Here is an 18,234-nt window from a genome sequence, read left to right as displayed (position 1 = left end):
CCGATGGCCGCCGAGAAGTCCCAGAATGTTCAGGATGTCTTCCTGAACCATGTCCGCAAGAGCAAGACGCCCGTGACGATCTTCCTCGTCAACGGCGTGAAGCTCCAGGGCATCATCACCTGGTTTGACAATTTTTCCGTCCTGCTGCGTCGGGATGGTCACACCCAGCTGGTCTACAAGCACGCCATCAGCACCGTCATGCCGGGCGCGCCGATCATGCTGTTCGATGCCGCCTCCGCCGGGGCCGGCGCTGCCCAGGGCGCCAGCCCGGCCGGCACCGTGTCCGTGACGCGCGAGGGCACCATGACACTGCAACGCGAGGTCAATCCTGTCGGCTCCTCCGACTGACAACGGCAATGGCCAGGGCGGCAAGCCCACCCTGGCCGCCGTCATCCTGCCCTATGAACGCTCCGCGCAGCGCCCGGTGGGCGGCGAGGGCGTTCTGCCTTTTCCCGACCCCCGCAATGCCGGCCGCGCCGCCGAGGCCCGCCTGGCCGAGGCGGTGGGGCTCGCCGCCTCGATCGGCCTGACCATCGTGCACAGCGCGGTCTTCCCGCTGCGCAACCGCCGCCCCTCGACCCTGCTGGGCGAGGGCCAGGTGGAGCTGGCGGCCGAGGCCATCGAGGAGAACCAGATCGGCGTGGTCGTCGTCGACGCCGCGCTGACGCCGGTGCAGCAGCGCAATCTGGAGCGCCAGTGGCGCTGCAAGGTGATCGACCGCACCGGGCTGATCCTGGAGATCTTCGGCGAGCGCGCCCGCACCAAGGAAGGCACGCTGCAGGTCGAGCTGGCGCATCTGGAATACCAGCGCACCCGCCTCGTCCGCAGCTGGACCCATCTGGAGCGGCAGCGCGGCGGCTTCGGCTTCCTCGGTGGCCCCGGTGAATCGCAGATCGAGATCGACCGCCGGCTGATCGGCGAGCGCATCGTCAAGCTGAAGCGCGAGCTGGAGCAGGTGCGCCGCACCCGCGGCCTGCACCGCGCGGCGCGCACCCGCGTGCCCTTCCCGGTGGTGGCGCTGGTGGGCTACACCAATGCCGGCAAGTCGACGCTGTTCAACGCCCTGACCGGCGCCGGCGTCTATGCGCAGGACCAGCTCTTCGCGACGCTCGACCCGACCATGCGGGCGATCCGGCTGCCCAGCGGCCGCACGGTCATCCTGTCGGATACCGTGGGCTTCATCAGTGACCTGCCGACCCAGCTGATCGAGGCTTTCCGCGCCACGCTGGAGGAGGTGGCGGCGGCCGACATCATCCTGCATGTGCGGGATGTCGCGCATCCGGACACCACCGCCCAGCGCAACGACGTCGTCGGCGTGCTGAGCGAGATGGCCAGGGGCGAGCACCCGACGCTGGACGAGAACTGGCCCGCCCGCACCATCGAGGTGCTGAACAAGGCCGATCTGCTCGGCGGCATCGCCGAGGTGCCGGGGCTGGACGACGCCGCCTCGGTCGCCGTCTCGGCGCTGACCGGGGAGGGGCTGGATGCGCTGCGCTCCGCCCTCGACGCCCGGCTGGCCGCCGGCATGGAGATCGCGGATTACGCCCTGCCGCCCAGCGATGGCGCCCGCATCGCCTGGCTGTACCAGCATGGCGAGGTTCTCACCCGCGAGGATGGGGAGGAAATGGTGCGCCTCACCGTCCGCCTCTCGCCCGCCGACCGCGCCCGCTTCGAGCAAGGCTGACGACACGATGCGCTTCTCCGCAACCCAGGCCGGCGAGATCGCCGGCCTGCTCCGCGACGCCTCGCGCGCCGAGATCCTGCCGCGCTTCCGCCGCCTGGCGGCCGGCGCCATCCGCGCCAAATCCAACCCGATGGATCTGGTGACCGATGCCGATGAGGCGGCGGAGCGGCAGATCACCGCCGCCCTGCAGGCCCGCTTCCCCGGCTGCGTGGTGGTGGGCGAGGAAGCCTGCGCGGCGGACGAGACTCTGCTGGGCCGGCTGGCGGGGGCGGATCTGGCCTTCGTCGTCGACCCGGTGGACGGCACCGCCAATTTCGCCGCCGGCGTGCCGCTCTTCGGCTGCATGGCGGCCGCGGTGGTGAAGGGCGAGGTGGTCGCCGGCTGGATCCATGATCCGCTGGGCGACGACACCGCCATCGCGCTGCGCGGGGAGGGCGCCTGGATCGAAGCTCCGGACGGCACCCGCACCGATCTGCGCGTCGCCGCCCCGGCGCCGCTGGAGCGCATGGTCGCCGCCGTCTCCTGGACCTGGATGGCGGAGCCGCTGCGCTCCCGCGTCACCGCCCGCCTGTCGCGGCTGGCCAGCGGCGTGCAGTTCCGCTGCGCGGCGCATGAATACCGCCTGGTCGCCTCGGGCGGCGCCCATGTCGTCATCTACAACAAGCTGATGCCCTGGGACCACCTGCCGGGCTGGCTGCTGCACCGCGAGGCCGGCGGCTACAGCGCCCGCTTCGACGGCAGCGAATACCGCCCCGAGCACACCGGCGGCGGGCTGCTGGCGGCACCGGATCGGGAGAGCTGGGAAGTCGCCCGGGCGGCGCTGCTCGACTGACAAAAAAAGGCCGGGGGAAGGAATTCCCCCGGACCCCCATCTTTTTTCTGTCAGGGCCGGACGCGCTGCGTCCGGCTCATTTCTTTTCGGTTTGCTTCACCTGCTGCCACTCGGCTTCCATGCGGTCCAGGCCGGCGTCGGACAGCGACACACCGTCCGCCGCCAGGCGGCCTTCCACGGCGTTGAAGCGGCGCTCGAACTTGGCATTGGCGGCCCGCAGGCAATCCTCCGGGTCCAGCTCCAGCTTGCGTGCCAGATTGGCCATGACGAACAGCATGTCGCCCAGCTCCTCGGCCATCGCCGCGCGGTCGCCGCTCGCCAGCTCGGCGCGCAGCTCCTCCGTCTCCTCGGCCAGCTTGTCCAGCACCAGCGCGGCATCCGGCCAGTCGAAGCCGACCCGCGCGGCGCGGCGCGTCAGCTTCAGGGCGCGGGTCAGGGCGGGCAGGGCGGTCGGCAGCCCGGCCAGCGTGCCGGTCTCCGCCCGCGCCGCGCGCTCGGCCTGCTTCTGCACCTCCCAGGCCTCGGTCTGTGTCGCCGCGTCACGCGCCGCGGCCTCGCCGAAGACATGCGGATGCCGGCGGACCATCTTGTCCGAGATGCCGCGCGCGACCCGGGCGAAGTCGAAGGCGCCGGCCTCGCTGGCCATCTGCGCGTGATAGACCACCTGGAACAGCAGATCGCCCAGCTCATCCTCCAGCGCCGCCATGTCGGCCCGCTGGATGGCATCCGCCACCTCATAGGCTTCCTCGATCGTGTAGGGCGCGATGGAGGCGAAATCCTGCACCTGATCCCAGGGGCAGCCATCCGGCGCCCGCAGCCGGGCCATGATGGAAAGCAGGCGGGCCAGCTCCTGCTTGGGATCCTGGGCGGGCTGGTCCATGGCCGAACTCCTCGAAGGCGTGGTCGCTGGCAGGGGTATCGCCGAAAAGCCGGGGCCAGGCGACCGGCAGAAAACCGGAGCCTGATCCGCGGCGCGGCGGCGGAACCGGAGAGGGCGCCGTCAGGGCCCATCCAAAAGGCGCATAAGGAAGATTATGTAAAATATCTAGACGGGCTGATGCAGGATCAGGCCGTCATAAGCGGCCTCCACCCCCGGCGGCAGGTTCCGCTGCATCCATCCCCAATCGAGGTCATGGCCCATATGGGTCAGCACCACCCGCCTGGGCCGCAGCCTCTCGCGCCATTCCAGCACGCGCTCCACATGGGCATGCACCGAATGCGGCTGGCGCTGGAAGCAGCCCACCACCCAGGTCTCCACACCCTCCAGCGCCGCCAGGCTTTCCTCCGGCAGCTTCACCACATCGGTCGAATACGCGAAGCGGCCGATGCGCAGGCCCAGCGTCTCCATCACCTTGTGGTCCTGGCGGAACAGCTGCACCGGCAGCCCGGCGGGCTCGATGCGGTCCTGCATCCCCACCGCGATCGGCGTCAGCGCCGGCCGGTAGAAGACCGGCGGCGTCGGCTCGCGGAAGATGTAGTCGAAGCGGCGCTTCAGCTCCGTCAGCGTCTCTTCCGTGGCATAGACCGGAATGGCGGCGCCGAGCGCGCGGTTCAGCGGCCGGAACTCGTCCAGACCCATGATGTGGTCGGCATGGCCATGGGTGACCAGCAAGGCGTCCACCCGGCCGATCCGGTTGGCCAGCAGCTGGCGCCGTAGATCCGGCCCGGCATCGACCAGCAGCCGCCGGCCATCCCCATCCTCGATCAGGATCGACGACCGGCTCCGCGCATTGCGCGGCTCCGCCGGGTCGCAGGCACCCCAATCGCCGGCGGCATCCACGCCGCCCAGCATCGGCACCCCGGCCGAGCCACCGCAGCCCAGGATGGTAACCTTCAAATCCAAAGCCTTACGCGGCCTTGCTGAACAGGCGCAGGAAGTTCTGCGTCGTCGTTTCGGCCAGCTCCTCCGGGCTCATGCCCTTCACCTCGGCCAGCACGCGCGCCGTGTGCGGCACATAGGAGGGTTCGTTGCGCTTGCCGCGCAAGGGCGCCGGCGCCAGATAGGGCGCATCCGTCTCCACCAGCAGCCGATCCGCCGGCACATCGCGGGCGATGTCGCGGATCTCCTGCGATTTCGGGAAGGTCAGGATGCCCGAGAAGGAGACATATCCTCCCATTTCAAGGGCTTCCTCGGCGAGCTTGCGGCCCGAACTGAAGCAGTGCAGCAGGAAGGGGAAGTCCCCGCCCCCTGCCCGCTCCTCCTTCAGGATGCCGGCGATATCGGCATCGGCGTCGCGCGCATGGATCACCAGCGGCAGCCGGGTCTGCTGCGCGGCGCGGATGTGGCGGCGGAAGCCCTCCTGCTGCACCTCGCGCGGCGCCTTGTCATAGAAATAATCCAGCCCGCTCTCGCCGATGCCGATGATGCGCGGATGCTGCGTGGCGGCCACGATCTCGGCCACCTCCGGCAAGGGCGCCTCGCCGACATTCTGCGGATGCACGCCGACCGTGCCCCAGACCTGCGGGAAACGCTCGGTCAGCGCCACCACGGCGGCGGCCTGGCTCATCCGCACGCCGATGGTGACCATGCGGCCCACCCCGGCCGCGGCGGCGCGGGCCAGGATGTCCTCGATCTCGGCCTCGGTGAAATAGTCGAGATGGCAGTGGCTATCGACCAGCATCAGGCGGGCAGGTCCTGGATCTTCTGGAACAGCGGGCTCGGCGGCGGCAGGGCGATGCCGCCCGGCAGCGGCGCCGCCAGGGCGGCTACGCTGCGCGCCTCCGCCGGCACGCCGAGCTGGTCGAGCAGCTTGCCCATGCTCTCCGGCATGAAGGGCTCCAGCAGGGTCGCGAAGGCGCGCAGCGCATCATGCAGCCGCCGCAGCACCACGCGCATCCGCGCCAGATCGGTCTTCTTCAGCGCCCAGGGCTGCTCGCGGGTGATGTAGCCATTGGCCTCGCGGATCGAGGCGAAGACCAGCGACAGCGCCGCGTCAAACTTCTGCTCGTTCAGCAGGGCGTCGACCTTGGTGGCGAGCGCCAGCGTGCCGTCGGCGCCGATCTCCAGCCCGGTCTCGGCCAGGAAGGCGCGGTCGGCCTCGGCCCCGGTGCCGGCGGGCTCGGGCAGCACGCCCTCGCAATTGCGCTGGATCAGGCTGAGGGTGCGGTTCGCCAGATTGCCCAGCGCATCCGCCAGCTCGCCATTCAGCCGCGCCGCCAGGGCCTTGCGCTGGAAATCGCCATCGCTGCCGAAGGGCACCTCGCGCAGCAGGAAATAGCGCACCGGGTCCAGCCCGAACTCCTCGATCAGCGCCAGCGGGTCGATGACATTGCCGAGCGATTTCGAGATCTTCTGCCCCTCATTGGTCCACCAGCCATGCGCGAAGACGCGCCGCGGCGTCGGCAGGCCGGCGGCCATCAGGAAGGCCGGCCAGTAGATGGCGTGGAACCGCAGGATATCCTTGCCGACGAAATGCACATCGGCCGGCCAGAAGGACCAGTTTGCCGCAGATTCATCGGGATAGCCGAGGGCCGTGATGTAGTTCGTCAGCGCATCCAGCCAGACATACATCACATGCGCTTCGTCCCCCGGCACCTTCACACCCCATTTGAAGGAGGTGCGGGAGATGGACAGGTCGGTCAGCCCGCTCTTGACGAAGCTGATCACCTCGTTGCGGCGGGAGGCCGGCGCGATGAAATCCGGATTGGCCTCGTAGAAGGCCAGCAGCTTCTCCTGCCAGTTGGACAGGCGGAAGAAGTAGGAAGGCTCCCTCACCCACTCCACTGGCGCGCCGGTGGGGGCGAATTTCTGGCCATCCTTCTCGGTGATCTCGTCCGGGCCGTAGAAGGCCTCGTCGCGCACCGCGTACCAGCCCTCGTAATGGCCGAGATAGATCTCGCCGCGTTCCTCCAGCCGCTTCCACAGCGCGGCGCAGGCCAGCTTGTGGCGCTCCTCGGTGGTGCGGATGAAATCATCGTTCGAGTAGTTCATGCGAACCGCGAGGTCGCGGAAGGCCTGGCTCACCTGGTCGGTGAAATCCTGCGGCGCCATGCCGCGCGCCTCGGCTGCCTTCTCCACCTTCTGCCCGTGCTCGTCCGTGCCGGTCAGGAAATGGACCTGGTGGCCCATCATGCGCTTCCAGCGCGCCAGCACATCCGCCGCCAGCGAGGTGTAGGCGTGGCCGATATGCGGCTTGTCGTTCACGTAGTAGATGGGCGTCGTCAGGTAGAAGCGCCGCTCGCTCGTCATGCTCTTGGTCCTCAGCGCGAGGCCAGCTGCGAGAGACCGCTCAGCACCGCCTGCTTGCGGTCGAGATTCAGGGTTTCGGTCTCATCGGCCAGGCGGCCCAGGGTGTCCCACAGCACCGCCCAATCGGCAAGCGGGCGGGTGTGAATGTAGTCGGGCACGGGCTGCCCGCGCCCGGCGGCACGGATGGCGATCCCCAGCTCCTGCCGCAGCAGCTCGATGAAGGTGGTGAAGGCGCTGCCATCGCGCTTGGCCGCCAGCGTGTCGCCCAGCGCGTGCAGGGCGCGCGGGTCGGGGCGCGGCAGGGTGGCCAGGAACGCCTCCACCTGCTGCTGCAGGGCAAGGCCGTCACCCTCCGCCAGCTGCAGCGCGCGGCCCGGCGCGCCGCCGGCGATGCGGGCGAGCACGCCGCGCTGCTCGGCCGACAGCTCCGGCAGCCAGCGGGTCAGCAGCCGGTCCATCTCCGCCTCCGGCAGCGGGAAGAGGTCGACACGGCGGCAACGGCTGCGGATGGTGGGCAGCAGCCGGTCCGGCGCCGCGCTGGTCAGCAGCAGCAGGGCGCGCGCCGGCGGCTCCTCCAGCGTCTTCAGCAGGGCGTTCTGCGCCTCGGCATTCATCGCCTCGACCTGCTCGACCACGACGATGCGCCAGCCGCCCTCGGCCGCGGTCAGGCCGAGGAAGCGCGGCACCTGCCGCACTTCGTCGACGCGGATGATCAGCTTGACGCCGCGCTCCCCGGCATTCGGCGCCAGGCTGCGCAGATCGGCATGCGCGCCGGCGGCGACGCGGCGGAACACCTGATCCTCCGGCGGCAGATAGAGCGGCGGATGCGATTCCGGCCGCCCGGCCAGCAGCCAGCGGGCGAAGCGGTAGGCCAGCGTCGCCTTGCCGACGCCGCGCGGCCCGGCCAGCAGCCAGGCATGGTGCAGCCGGCCCGCGCCGGCCGCCTCGGCCAGGGCGGCCGCGGCATGCTCATGGCCGAACAGCTCCGGATTGGCGCGGGCCTCCGGCACCGCCAGGCTGGCGCTCACAGCGCCACCCCGAGCCGCTGGCTCAGCGCCGCCACGGCCTGCGCCAGCACGGCATCGGGCGGCAGGGCGGCATCCAGCACGGCGCAGCGCGCGGGCTCGGCCTCGGCGATGGCGCGGAAGGCCGCGTTCACCCGGGCGTGGAAGGCGCTGCCCAGGCTCTCGATGCGGTCCGGCGCCGCGCCGCGCGACAGGGCCCGCGCCATGCCGCGCTCCGGCGGCACATCGAGCACCAGTGTCGCATCCGGCCCGACCTCGCCCAAAGCCACCTGCTTCAGCTGGCGCCAGACATCGGGCGACAGCCCATGGCCATGGCATTGATAGGCCAGGGTGGAATCGGCGAAGCGGTCGCACACCACCCAGATGCCGGCCGCGAGCGCCGGCTGGATGGTCTTCACCCAATGCTCGCGGCGGGCGGCGAACATCAGCATCGCCTCGGCCACCGGGTCCCAGGCCACTCCGCCCGAGAGCAGCAACCCGCGCAGCGCCTCCGCCCCCGGCGCGCCGCCGGGCTCGCGGGTGCGCAGCACCGGCAGGCCGGCGGCCGACAGGCGCGCCGACAGGGCGCGGGCCAGCGTGGTCTTGCCGGCCCCTTCCCCCCCTTCCAGCGTGATGAAGCGGCCGCGCCCGGTATGCCCGCCGCTCACCTCAGCCGGACACCATGCGGGCGATCACCGCCGGGATGCGCGGGATCAGCCCGAGCTTCGGCACATCGGCCCCGGCATAGAGCGGCAGCACCATGGGCGGCACGCCCTGGCCGGAGACGTCGAGCTGCCCGACCTCCTGCCCCTTGGCGATCGGCGCCGGGATCGGGCCGTTGTAGCGCAGCTTCACCGTCAGGTTGCGGCGCCACTGGCGCGGCAGGGTCAGCACCATGTCCTTGCCGCCGACCAGCGGCACGGTCGGCTGCTCGCCCAGATAGACCGGCGCCGCCTCCACCGTGTCGGCGGCGCGGAACAGCACGACATTCTCGAATTCGCGGAAGCCCCATTCCATCAGCCGCTCGGATTCCTCGCCGCGCGCGCGCATCGAGGTCAGGCCGTTCACCACCAGGATCAGCCGGCGGTCGCCGCGCTTCACCGTGCCGGTGAGGCCGTAGCCCGCATCCTCGGTATGGCCGGTCTTCAGGCCATCGGCGCCGGGCACACGACCCAGCAGCGGGTTGCGGTTCTCCTGGTTGATGCCGTTCCACTGGAAGGAACGCTCGCTGTAGAAGGTGAAATACTGCGGGAAATCGTTGATCAGGTGCCGCGCCAGGATCGCCAGGTCGCGCGCCGTCATGCGGTGCTCGGGGTCGGGCCAGCCGGTGGCGTTGCGGAAGGTGCTGTCATTCATGCCCAGCTTGCGGGCGTATTCGTTCAGCAGCTCGGCGAATTGCTGCTCGCTGCCGCTGATGCCCTCGGCCAGCACGATGCAGGCATCATTGCCGGACTGGATGATGACGCCGCGCGCCAGATTCTCGACCGAGACGGAGCTGCCCAGCTCGACGAACATCTTCGAGCCGCCCATGCGCCAGGCCCGCTCGCTCACCGGCAGGGTCTGGTCCAGCCGCAGCCGGCCCTGCTTCAGCAGGTCGAAGACGACATACATCGTCATCAGCTTCGACATCGAGGAGGGCGGCATCCGCTCATCCGCGTTCTTCTCGAGCAGCACGGCGCCGGTATCGGCATCCATCAGCAGCGCCTGGCGCGCCGCCGTGTCCAGCGGCCCGAGCGGTGTGCTGGCCGGGCTGGTCGGCACGGCGGGCGCCGCCGCCCGGCCGGCCGGGCGGCGCTGCGCCTGGGCGCTCAGAGGCAGGGTGCCGGCGGCAAGCACCGCGGCGGCACCGCCCAGCAGGTCACGGCGAAGCGGCATCGCGGAAATCTCCTATTCGAAACTCAGTTGGCCGCTGCTCAGTCGACCAGGATACGGGCTTCCGATACGCCCGAGCGGTGCACCATCTCAAGAGCCCTGTCGGCTTCCGAAGGCGTCGTGAAGGGGCCGAGGCGGACACGGTATTCCGGGCGGCGCGGCGGGCCGAAGGGCTCCACCCGCGCGCCGCCGATGCGCGCCGCCTGGCGCTGCGCATCGGCGCGGTTGGTGAAGCTGCTGGCCTGGACATAGAGCCGCCCGGGCCGCGCATAGCCCTGCAGCACCTGCTCCGGCAAGCGCTCCGGCACGCTGCTGGCGCTGGCCTCTGGCAGGGCGGCGATGGCGGGGCCGGCGCGGCCTTCCCGCACCCGCCCGGCGGCCTGGGCGCCGGGCGGCGGGGCCAGGGATTCGCTCTCCAGCGCGGCGCGCGGCGCGGTGGCGACGGGCAGCGCCCGGCTCTCGGCCTGCGGCAGGCCACCGGCCAGGGCGCGGGAGGCATCGCCATCCACCGCGATGGAGAGCTGGGTGCCGCCCGCCGCCGGCACGCCCAGCAGCTCCGCCGCGCGGCGCGACAGGCCGAGCACCCGCCCCGGCTGGGCCGGGCCGCGGTCATTCACCCGCAGCCGCAGCTGCCGGCCATTCTCCAGATTGGTCACCTGCAGGATGGCCGGCAGCTGCAGGGTGCGATGCGCGGCGACCAGCGCCGAGGGATCCCAGATCTCGCCATTGCTGGTGCGGCGGCCGGCGCGGGCATCGGCGACCACCGCCGCCAGCCCGGTTTCCTGCAGCGCGAAATCCTCGCGCGGATAGGACCAGATTCCGCCCATCGCATAGGGTTCGCCGACCATGTAGCGCGGCTGCGCGGCCGGCGGCGGCGGTGCCTGGCGGGTGCAGGCGGCGGCCAGCGCCAGGGGCAGCGCGAGGGAGAGCAGCAGGATCCGGATGCGTGCCATGGCGCCTCAGCCCACCTGGTCGGACAGCAGCCCGATCGCCAGGGCATAGAAATCGGAGGGGTTGTAGCGACGGATGACGTGGAAATTCGGATAGACCGCGAAGGCCTGCCCGCCCGGCCCGTCGGGCAGCAGGATCGAGGTCTGCATCTCCAGCGGCGGCAGCTCGCTGCCATCGGCGGCGGCGACGCCCTGGCCCAGCCAGTCGCGCAAGGGGCGGCTTGTGGCACGGCCGGCCTGGGCGGTGTCGAAGCCCGGCGGCAGCGTCACCTCCCGCCCCCAGCGCTCATCGCCGCGCCAGCCATGATGCGCCAGGTAGTTGGCGATGGAGGCCAGCGCATCGGCCCGGCTGTCCCAGATGTCGCGCCGCCCGTCGCCGTCGAAATCCACGGCGAGCGCCTGGAAGCTGGTCGGCATGAATTGCGGATGGCCCATGGCGCCGGCATGGCTGCCGCGCATCTTCTCTGGCGTCACATCGCCCTGCTGCAGGATCTGCAGCGCCGCCAGCAGCTCGCGCCGGAAGAAGGCGCTGCGGCGGCCATCCCAGGCCAGTGTCGCCAGCGCCTGGATGGTGCTGAAATTGCCGGTGAAGCCACCGTAATTGGTCTCCAGTCCCCAGACCGCCAGGATGATGCGGGGGGAGACGGCGTAGCGCGCGGCGATGCGCTGCAGCAGCTCGGCATGCTGTTCCGCCATGCGGCGGCCCTGGCCGATGCGCTGCGGCACCAGCCGCCCGTCGCGATAGCGTTCCCAGCTCAGGGTGAACTCGGCCTGGCGCCGGTCCAGCTCCAGCACGCGCTGGTTGGGGGCGAGGCCGGCGAAGGCGCGGCGCAGCAGAGCGGGCGCGACGCCCTGCCCCTCCGCCTCACGCGAGACGCCGCCCAGGAAGGCCTCGAAGCTCTCCTGCGCGGCCAGGGCCGGGGCGGTGGCCGCGAGGGCCAGCGCCGGGGTCAGGGTCAGCAGGGTGCGGCGCATCGGCATGGAGGGAGAGGTGCCACGGCCGGCACCCTCCCCGCAACCGGCTAAGGCCTTCAGAAACGGAAGGATACGCTGATCGAGCCGAAGCTCTGCGTGCCCTGCTGGCCGTAGAACTCCTCCGAGCGCCAGACCTGGGTGTAGGCGAAGCGCATGCCGCGCCACAGCACGGCGACGCCGGCCTGGAAATCGCCCACCAGGATGCGCTTGTCGACGCTGCGGCTCTCCCGCCAGGTGTTGCCGTCGAGGAAGATGTCGCGCGCCACGGCGCGGCCATCGGCGCCCACGAAAACATACCAGCCGAAATCCTGCCGCGGCTGGATCCAGTGCGAGCCGGCCAGCGCCGGGCGGATGCGCGGCGGGCCGTAATCCGCCTCCAGCCCCTGGCCGATGCGCAGCAGCCCGCCCGCCCCGGCATAGGTCGCGACATTGCCCAGGCTCAGCGTGACGGCGGGGATGGCCTCCATCTGCATGCCGGCGATCTCGCCCAGCGGCAGGCGCAGCTTGCGCTCGACGATGGCGTTGATCGCGGGCTCGTCCTTCAGCTGGGTGCGCCAGCCATTGACCTGATCGACATTGATCAGGTCGTGGTAGTTGTTCTGCACGAACTCGCCGAGCGCCGAGGGACCGACCACACCCAGCTGCAGCTCGAAGGTGCTGGAGGTACGCTCGGTGATGCGGTTCAGCGTCAGCGCGCCATAGAGGAAGGCGGCATAGGGGCGGTCGCGCAGGCTGGGCTGCGTCGTCTCGGTGTCCTGCGGGGTGTAGAGGCTCTGGCCGAAGGCCACGCCCCAGCGCAGCGTGCCCGGGCCCATCATCCAGTCCAGCCGGTCGTTCAGCCAGGTCAGCGGCTCCGGCAGGTCGGCCGAGGGCGAGCGCCAAGCGAACTGGAAGCCGTTGGTGTAGTAGCGGTCGCTGCCGCCGAACATGTCGTTCTCGATCGAGAAGGTGAAGGTCCCGCGCGGATCGGGCGGCGGCGGGCTGTCCCCCGGCACCGGCGCCGGCCGCAGCGGGTTCAGGGGGGATTGCGCCAGAGCGGGGCCGGTCCAGCCAGGGCTGGCCAGCACGGCGCAGGACAGGAACAGGGTCGTCGCAAGGGCGCGCATGGTTCTTCCTTCTCGCGGCGCAAGCGGTAACGCGGCAATGGCGGCCGGGTTTACGCGCCCGGATGCCGGAATGTCATGGCGCGATCATGGCGCTGGCGGGGGCGCGAACCGCATGGCGGATGGGGTGGGATTCGAACCCACGGTAGGCTTGCACCTACGGCGGTTTTCAAGACCGCTGCCTTAAACCACTCGGCCACCCATCCAGGGGCGATCCGCGCCCTGCCCTGGCGGGATAGCCGCTTCCGCCGACATGGTCGAGGGGCGCTAATTGGTGGCGGGGCTGCGCAGCCCGTTGCGCGCCAGCAGCGTCTCCCCCGATTGCCGCAGCCCCTGCCAGGCGCTCTCCAGATCCGGCCGCGCCACGCCGGCGACCGGCGGCGCGTGGGGCGGGCACACCGCCGGCAGCTGCGGCCCCAGCACCCGGCACACGCCGGTGGCGCGCAACCCGGCATGCCAGTTGATCTGCTCATGCGTGCTGCCCCAGGCCCAGGAGAGCGCCAGCGCCACCACCAGCGGCTCGAAGGGGGAGCCGCTGCGGCAGAGCGGCAGCGCATAGGTGCCGCGCAGCGGCCAGGCCAGGCGCAGCCCGGCCGGCGTCAGCAGATCGGCCGCCAGATGCGACAGGTAGCCCACCACAAGGGGCGCGGCGATGGCCAGCGGCACCTCCTGCCGCAGCAGCAGCACGGCGCAGCCCACCACCGCCAGCAGCGAATGGGTGACGCCGCGATGCCCGAACAGCGTCGCGAAAACCGTGGAGACCGGGCGCAGCCGCTTGCCCAGCCAGGATTTCGGATGGTCGATATCGGGCAGCAGCGCACCGAACACCGCGAGGCCGAGCAGCGCGGGGTCGAGGGCGGGAAGCCCCAGCCGCGGGGCCGCGACGAACCAAGCGGCGGCCCCCAGCGCGATATGCGACCCCGCCATCATGAAGTCTTTGAATGCCTTATCCGAGGTTCATTCAAACTAGGAGTCAGGACTCTCTCCTACAAGCCTGATTCACCACGATCCTGGCAAAAACGAATCGCTCCACACAGCCGTTGCGGGGCGGGATGAAGCGCCGCGCGATCTGGCCTATAAGCGGGGGGTGAACCTGATCTCCCCGCCCCGCCCCCATCTCGAGATCGAGGTGGTGTTCGACCTGGTCTGCCCCTGGTGCTTCCTGGGCACGCGCCGGCTGCGCCGGGCCCTGGCGCGGCGGCCGGAGCTGTCGGCCGAGATCCGCTGGCGGCCCTTCCTGCTGAACCCCGATCTGGGCGCGGCCGGCGTGCAGCGGCAGGACTACATGGCGCGCAAATTCGGCGGCGAGGAACGCGCCCGCCGGCTGCACGCCACCATGACGGATCTCGGCGTGGCAGAGGGCATCGCCTTCCGCTTCGACCGCATCCAGCGCATCCCGGCCTCGGTGGATGCGCACCGGCTGGTGCGGCTGGCGGCGCAGCACGGCGTGGCGGATGCCATGGTGGATGCGCTGTTCGTGGCGCATTTCTGCGAGGGCGTGGATATCGGCAGCCATGACGCACTGGCCCTGCTGGCAGCGCAGCACGGGCTGGACCGGCGCACCGCGCTGCGCTTCCTGGCCAGCGGGCTGGAGAGCGACGCGGTGCATGCCGAGAATCTCCGTGCCCACCGCCTCGGCATCAATGGCGTGCCCTGCTTCGTCATGAGCGGCCGGCCGGGCCAGGAATCCGGCCATGCCATCGCCGGCGCGCAGGAGCCGGAGGTGCTGGAGCGGCTGATCGACGTGGCGCTGGCCGAAGCCGCGGAGTTCTGAGGCGCGGCCGGCCCGGCCGCGCCCTGCCCACTCAGGCCGCCTTGGCCTGACGCGCCACCTTGGCCAGCGCCGCCAGCATGTCCTTGGCCGCACGCATGCGGGTCTTCAGGTCCATCTCCCGCACCATGGCCAGCTTGTGGTCGGGGCGCAGCTTCACCAGCCCCTTCTGCGCCGCCACCCAGTTCACCAGCCCGCCCGGATTGCTGAAATTGTTGCGGCGGAAGGCGGCGACGATGCCCTTCGGCCCCGCATCCAGCTTCTCCACCCCCGCCTGGCGGCAGAGATGCTTGATGGAGACCACCTGCAGCAGATTCTCGACCTCGGGCGGCAGCGGGCCGAAACGGTCGCCCAGCTCGGCCGCCATCGCCTCCACCTCGGCATCGCCGGCCAGGGCGCCGATGCGGCGGTAGAGGCCGAGGCGCACCGGCAGATCGGCGACGTAGTTCTCCGGGATCAGCACCGGCAGGCCGAGATTGATCTGCGGCGTCCAGTCGCGGTCGGCGCCCTCGCCCCGCCTTCCCTGCCCGGCCTTGATGTCGGCCACCGCCTCTTCCAGCATCTGCTGGTAGAGCTCGATGCCGACCTCGCGGATATGGCCCGACTGCTCGTCGCCCAGCAGATTGCCGGCGCCGCGGATGTCGAGGTCGTGGCTGGCCAGCGTGAAGCCGGCGCCGAGATTGTCCAGCGTCTGCATCACGGCGAGCCGCTTCTCGGCCGCCGGCGACAGGCGCTGCGTGGCGGGCCAGGTCAGATAGGCATAGCCGCGCTGCTTGCCGCGGCCCACGCGCCCGCGCAGCTGGTAGAGCTGGGCCAGGCCGAACATGTCGGCGCGGTAGATCAGCAGCGTGTTCACCGCCGGCATGTCGAGCCCGCTCTCGACGATGTTCGTCGCCAGCAGGATGTCGAACTTGCCGTCGCCGAACTCGGTCATCACGCGTTCGAGCTCGGTCGGCGTCAGGCGGCCATGCGCCTGGACGACCCGCGCCTCCGGCACGATGTCGGCCAGGCGCGTGACCATCTTCGGCAGATCCTCGAGCCGCGGCACCACGCAGAAGACCTGCCCGCCGCGGAAGCGCTCGCGCTGGATCGCCTCGCGGATCACCACCGCGTCGAAGGGCATGATGAAGGTGCGCACCGCCAGCCGGTCGACCGGCGGCGTCGCGATCACGCTCATCTCCCGCACCCCGGTCAGCGCCAGCTGCAGGGTGCGCGGGATCGGCGTCGCGGTCAGCGTCAGGACATGGACATCGGCCTTCAGCGATTTCAGCCGCTCCTTGTGGGCGACGCCGAAATGCTGCTCCTCATCGACGATGACCAGGCCGAGATCGGCGAACTCCACCCCCTTGGCCAGCAGCGCATGGGTGCCGACGACGATGTTGATCGAGCCATCGGCGAGCCCCGCCTTGACCTGCGCCGCCTCCTTGGCGGTGACCATGCGGGAGAGCTGGGCCACCTTGATCGGCAGCCCCTCGAAGCGCGCCGAAAACGTCCGGAAATGCTGGCGGGAGAGCAGCGTCGTCGGCACCACCACCGCCACCTGCGCGCCGGACATGGCGACGACGAAGGCGGCGCGCAGCGCGATCTCGGTCTTGCCGAAGCCGACATCGCCGCAGATCAGCCGGTCCATCGGCCGGCCGGCGGCCAGATCCTCCAGCACATCGGCGATGGCGCGCTGCTGGTCCTCGGTCTCGGCGAAGGGGAAGCGGGCGCAGAACTCGTCCCAGGCGCCCTCGGGCGGGGTGACCAGCGGCGCGTCCTTCACCCGCCGCTCGGCGGCGATGCGGATCAGCTGGCCCGCCATGTCGGCGATGCGCTGCTTGGCCTTGGCCTTGCGGTTCTGCCACGAGGTGCCGCCGAGCTTGTCGAGCGAGACGCCGGCGCTGTCGCTGCCGAAGCGCGAGAGCAGCTCGATATTCTCGACCGGCAGGAACAGCTTGTCGCCGCCATCATAGAGCAGCCGCAGGCAGTCATGCGGCGCGCCGGAGACGTCGAGCGTCTCCAGCCCGTCATAGCGGCCGATGCCGTGATCCTGATGCACCACCAGATCGCCCTCGGCGATCTCGGTGGCGTCGGCGATGAACTGGTCGGCCCGCTTGCGCCGGCGCGGCGGGCGGGAGATGCGCTCGCCCAGCAGATCCTGCTCGCTGGTCAGGGCAATGGCGGCGGTGTCGCGGGTATCCGGCGCGGCGGGGCCGGTGAAGCCGCGCTCCACGCCATAGATCGCCAGCGCGACCGTGCCGGGGGGCAGCTTGCGCGCGGCCGACCAGTCTTCCACCGCCTGGGCGGGGATGCGGTTCTCCCGCAGCAGATTGCCCAGCCGCTCGCGCGAGCCGCGGGTCCAGGCGGCGACCACCGGGCGCTGCCCCGCCTTGGCCTGCGCCTCGGCCTGCTCGCGATAGACGGCGAAGGCGTTCTGCCCGGCGGCGCGGGCCTCGACATAGAGCCGCCCCGGGCGGCCGCCCGCGTCCAGCCCCTCGGCGCCCTCGGGCTTCGGGAAGGGGCTGAAGCCCAGCAGCGGGCCACCCGCCAGCATCGCGTCCCAGTCGCGCCGGTTCAGGTAGAGGCGGCGCGGCGGGATGGGGCGGTAGGGCACCTCGCCCTCGCGCGGGGGGGTGCGGCGCGCCTCGTAATGGTCCTCGACCATCTCCAGGCGGGTGGTCAGCGCATCCTCGACCTGATGGTCCAGGCTGACCGAGGCGCCGGGCATGTAGTCCAGCAGCGTCGCCATGCTTTCATGGAAGAGCGGCGCGTAATGCTCCATGCCCGGATGCCGCCGCCCCGCGGAGACCGAGACATAGAGCGGGTCCTCCGCCGCCGGCATGCCGAACAGGTCGCGATAGCCGGCGCGGAAGCGGGCGATGGAGTCCTCGTCCAGCAGCACCTCGCCCACCGGGCGCAGCCACAGCTCGGCCACCGCCTCGCCGCTGCGCTGGGTCTCGGTGCCGAAGCGGCGCAGCGTCTCGATCTCGTCGCCGAACAGGTCGAGGCGCACCGGCTCCGGCTCGCCGGCCGGGTAGAGGTCGAACAGCCCGCCGCGCACCGCGTACTCGCCCGGCTCCATCACGGTGGCGACGCGGTTGTAGCCATTGGCGTCCAGGAAGCCGGCCAGCTTCTCGGGGCGGATGCGCCCGCCCTTCTTCAGATGCAGCGTGGCGCCCTCGAACACCGCGCGCGGCGGCACGCGCTGCACCAGCGCGTTCACCGTGGTCAGCACGATGCGCGGGCGGGCCTCCTTCTCCAGCAGGCGGGCCAGGGTGGCGACCCGTTCGGCCACCAGCTCGGCATGCGGGGAGACGCGGTCATAGGGCAGGCAGTCCCAGGCCGGGAAGCGCAGCACCTCGACAGCGGGGGCGAAGAAGGCCAGCCCGTCCTGCATGCGCGCCATGCGGGCATCGTCGCGGCAGACATGCAGGACGAAGCCCGGGGCCTCGGCCCGGCGGCGGGCCAGCAGCAGCGCGTCGAAGCCTTCCGGCGCGCCATGGACGGTGAGCTGGCTCATCCGCGCGGCGCGGCCTCCCGCACCGCATCCGGCAGGCCGGCGCCGGAGCGCGAGCATTCCTCGGCCATGCGGGCCAGCATCGGGGTCATCACCTCGGCCGGGATCGGGCGGCGGCCGGAGAGCCAATCCGCCAGATCGACATCGAGCAGCTCCAGCACCCCCTCGAGCTCGTCCAGCTCGGCCTCCGAGAAGGTGGCGATGTTGCGGGTGACGAAGCCGCCCACCATCAGATCCGTCTCCTTGGTGCCGCGATGCGTGGCGCGGAACACCAGGCGCCGGCGGCGCGGGGACAGATCGGGGGCGGAAGGATGGCTGTTTTGATCGGTCTGGGACATGTCGGCGCCTCTGGAGG

At 71.0% G+C, this 18,234-nt stretch carries 17 protein-coding genes and 1 tRNA gene; 4 read left to right on the top strand and 14 right to left on the bottom strand.

What is annotated here, in order from left to right:
- Positions 1-3 precede the first annotated feature (3 nt).
- Genes hfq through QE401_RS08525 form a run of 3 tightly spaced genes read left to right on the top strand, consistent with a single transcriptional unit; the run spans position 4 to position 2,516 of the window.
- Positions 4-348: an RNA chaperone Hfq gene (gene hfq / locus QE401_RS08535; RefSeq protein WP_307137798.1), complete on the top strand. Its 345-nt coding sequence runs from the start codon at positions 4-6 to the stop codon at positions 346-348.
- Positions 329-1,684 (top strand): GTPase HflX, encoded by a 1,356-nt coding sequence (gene hflX, locus QE401_RS08530; protein ID WP_373461472.1) that lies wholly within the window; start codon positions 329-331, stop codon positions 1,682-1,684. The genes hfq and hflX overlap by 20 nt, the downstream gene beginning before the upstream one ends.
- A 7-nt stretch (positions 1,685-1,691) precedes the next feature.
- A complete protein-coding gene (locus QE401_RS08525) occupies positions 1,692-2,516 on the top strand; it encodes an inositol monophosphatase family protein (RefSeq protein WP_271135071.1) in 825 nt (274 codons plus the stop codon).
- A 76-nt stretch (positions 2,517-2,592) separates the two neighbouring features.
- Here QE401_RS08525 and mazG read toward each other — a convergent pair whose 3' ends face one another.
- The 12 genes from mazG to QE401_RS08465 all read right to left on the bottom strand — a co-directional run bounded on the left by mazG (position 2,593) and on the right by QE401_RS08465 (position 13,536).
- A complete protein-coding gene (gene mazG, locus QE401_RS08520) occupies positions 2,593-3,396 on the bottom strand; it encodes a nucleoside triphosphate pyrophosphohydrolase (protein WP_307137796.1) in 804 nt (267 codons plus the stop codon).
- A gap of 165 nt (positions 3,397-3,561) precedes the next feature.
- Positions 3,562-4,353, bottom strand: coding sequence for an MBL fold metallo-hydrolase (locus QE401_RS08515; RefSeq protein WP_307137795.1), 792 nt, complete (start codon positions 4,351-4,353; stop codon positions 3,562-3,564).
- 10 nt (positions 4,354-4,363) lie between these two features.
- Complete coding sequence (locus QE401_RS08510; RefSeq protein WP_307137794.1) at positions 4,364-5,137, bottom strand: TatD family hydrolase; 774 nt, start codon at positions 5,135-5,137, stop codon at positions 4,364-4,366.
- The gene (metG, locus tag QE401_RS08505) at positions 5,137-6,705 is read right to left on the bottom strand and encodes a methionine--tRNA ligase (protein WP_307137793.1); all 1,569 of its coding nucleotides are present in this window, start codon (positions 6,703-6,705) and stop codon (positions 5,137-5,139) included. The genes QE401_RS08510 and metG overlap by 1 nt, the downstream gene beginning before the upstream one ends.
- An 11-nt stretch (positions 6,706-6,716) precedes the next feature.
- Complete coding sequence (locus QE401_RS08500) at positions 6,717-7,733, bottom strand: DNA polymerase III subunit delta' (protein ID WP_307137792.1); 1,017 nt, start codon at positions 7,731-7,733, stop codon at positions 6,717-6,719.
- Positions 7,730-8,377, bottom strand: a complete 648-nt coding sequence (gene tmk / locus QE401_RS08495; RefSeq protein WP_307137791.1) for a dTMP kinase — start codon at positions 8,375-8,377, stop codon at positions 7,730-7,732. The genes QE401_RS08500 and tmk overlap by 4 nt, the downstream gene beginning before the upstream one ends.
- A 1-nt stretch (position 8,378) precedes the next feature.
- The gene (locus QE401_RS08490) at positions 8,379-9,584 is read right to left on the bottom strand and encodes a D-alanyl-D-alanine carboxypeptidase family protein (RefSeq protein ID WP_307137790.1); all 1,206 of its coding nucleotides are present in this window, start codon (positions 9,582-9,584) and stop codon (positions 8,379-8,381) included.
- A 38-nt stretch (positions 9,585-9,622) separates the two neighbouring features.
- Positions 9,623-10,534, bottom strand: coding sequence for a septal ring lytic transglycosylase RlpA family protein (locus QE401_RS08485; protein WP_307137789.1), 912 nt, complete (start codon positions 10,532-10,534; stop codon positions 9,623-9,625).
- A gap of 6 nt (positions 10,535-10,540) precedes the next feature.
- Entirely contained in the window at positions 10,541-11,512 is a 972-nt protein-coding gene (locus tag QE401_RS08480) for a lytic murein transglycosylase (protein ID WP_307137788.1), read from the bottom strand.
- A gap of 50 nt (positions 11,513-11,562) precedes the next feature.
- Positions 11,563-12,612, bottom strand: coding sequence for a lipid A deacylase LpxR family protein (locus tag QE401_RS08475; RefSeq protein ID WP_307137787.1), 1,050 nt, complete (start codon positions 12,610-12,612; stop codon positions 11,563-11,565).
- 113 nt (positions 12,613-12,725) lie between these two features.
- Positions 12,726-12,815 (bottom strand) — tRNA-Ser (locus QE401_RS08470).
- 61 nt (positions 12,816-12,876) lie between these two features.
- Positions 12,877-13,536, bottom strand: a complete 660-nt coding sequence (locus tag QE401_RS08465; protein ID WP_307137786.1) for a metal-dependent hydrolase — start codon at positions 13,534-13,536, stop codon at positions 12,877-12,879.
- 160 nt (positions 13,537-13,696) lie between these two features.
- Between QE401_RS08465 and QE401_RS08460 the strand changes: the two genes are divergently transcribed.
- On the top strand, positions 13,697-14,383 hold the full coding sequence (locus QE401_RS08460) for a DsbA family oxidoreductase (RefSeq protein ID WP_307137785.1): 687 nt from the start codon (positions 13,697-13,699) through the stop codon (positions 14,381-14,383).
- Between the two features lie 31 nt (positions 14,384-14,414).
- Here QE401_RS08460 and mfd read toward each other — a convergent pair whose 3' ends face one another.
- Entirely contained in the window at positions 14,415-17,882 is a 3,468-nt protein-coding gene (gene mfd, locus QE401_RS08455) for a transcription-repair coupling factor (protein WP_307137784.1), read from the bottom strand.
- A complete protein-coding gene (locus QE401_RS08450; RefSeq protein WP_307137783.1) occupies positions 17,879-18,217 on the bottom strand; it encodes a succinate dehydrogenase assembly factor 2 in 339 nt (112 codons plus the stop codon). Before QE401_RS08450 ends, mfd begins: the two co-directional genes overlap by 4 nt.
- Positions 18,218-18,234: the final 17 nt, after the last annotated feature.

Origin of the sequence: Pseudoroseomonas cervicalis (assembly GCF_030818485.1) — a bacterium.
GTDB lineage: Bacteria > Pseudomonadota > Alphaproteobacteria > Acetobacterales > Acetobacteraceae > Pseudoroseomonas > Pseudoroseomonas cervicalis_A.
Note: the sequence above shows the minus strand (reverse complement) of the source record. Positions and strands in the feature narration are given on the sequence as shown.

Bases quoted from the DNA above. Each gene is read 5' to 3' on its own strand.
- hfq (WP_307137798.1), top strand. From the start codon at position 4: ATGGCCGCCGAGAAGTCCCAGAATGTTCAGGATGTCTTCCTGAACCAT.
- QE401_RS08525 (WP_271135071.1), top strand. From the start codon at position 1,692: ATGCGCTTCTCCGCAACCCAGGCCGGCGAGATCGCCGGCCTGCTCCGC.
- mazG (WP_307137796.1), bottom strand. From the start codon at position 3,396: ATGGACCAGCCCGCCCAGGATCCCAAGCAGGAGCTGGCCCGCCTGCTT.
- QE401_RS08510 (WP_307137794.1), bottom strand. From the start codon at position 5,137: ATGCTGGTCGATAGCCACTGCCATCTCGACTATTTCACCGAGGCCGAG.
- metG (WP_307137793.1), bottom strand. From the start codon at position 6,705: ATGACGAGCGAGCGGCGCTTCTACCTGACGACGCCCATCTACTACGTG.
- QE401_RS08490 (WP_307137790.1), bottom strand. From the start codon at position 9,584: ATGCCGCTTCGCCGTGACCTGCTGGGCGGTGCCGCCGCGGTGCTTGCC.
- QE401_RS08485 (WP_307137789.1), bottom strand. From the start codon at position 10,534: ATGGCACGCATCCGGATCCTGCTGCTCTCCCTCGCGCTGCCCCTGGCG.
- QE401_RS08480 (WP_307137788.1), bottom strand. From the start codon at position 11,512: ATGCCGATGCGCCGCACCCTGCTGACCCTGACCCCGGCGCTGGCCCTC.
- QE401_RS08475 (WP_307137787.1), bottom strand. From the start codon at position 12,612: ATGCGCGCCCTTGCGACGACCCTGTTCCTGTCCTGCGCCGTGCTGGCC.
- QE401_RS08465 (WP_307137786.1), bottom strand. From the start codon at position 13,536: ATGGCGGGGTCGCATATCGCGCTGGGGGCCGCCGCTTGGTTCGTCGCG.
- mfd (WP_307137784.1), bottom strand. From the start codon at position 17,882: ATGAGCCAGCTCACCGTCCATGGCGCGCCGGAAGGCTTCGACGCGCTG.
- QE401_RS08450 (WP_307137783.1), bottom strand. From the start codon at position 18,217: ATGTCCCAGACCGATCAAAACAGCCATCCTTCCGCCCCCGATCTGTCC.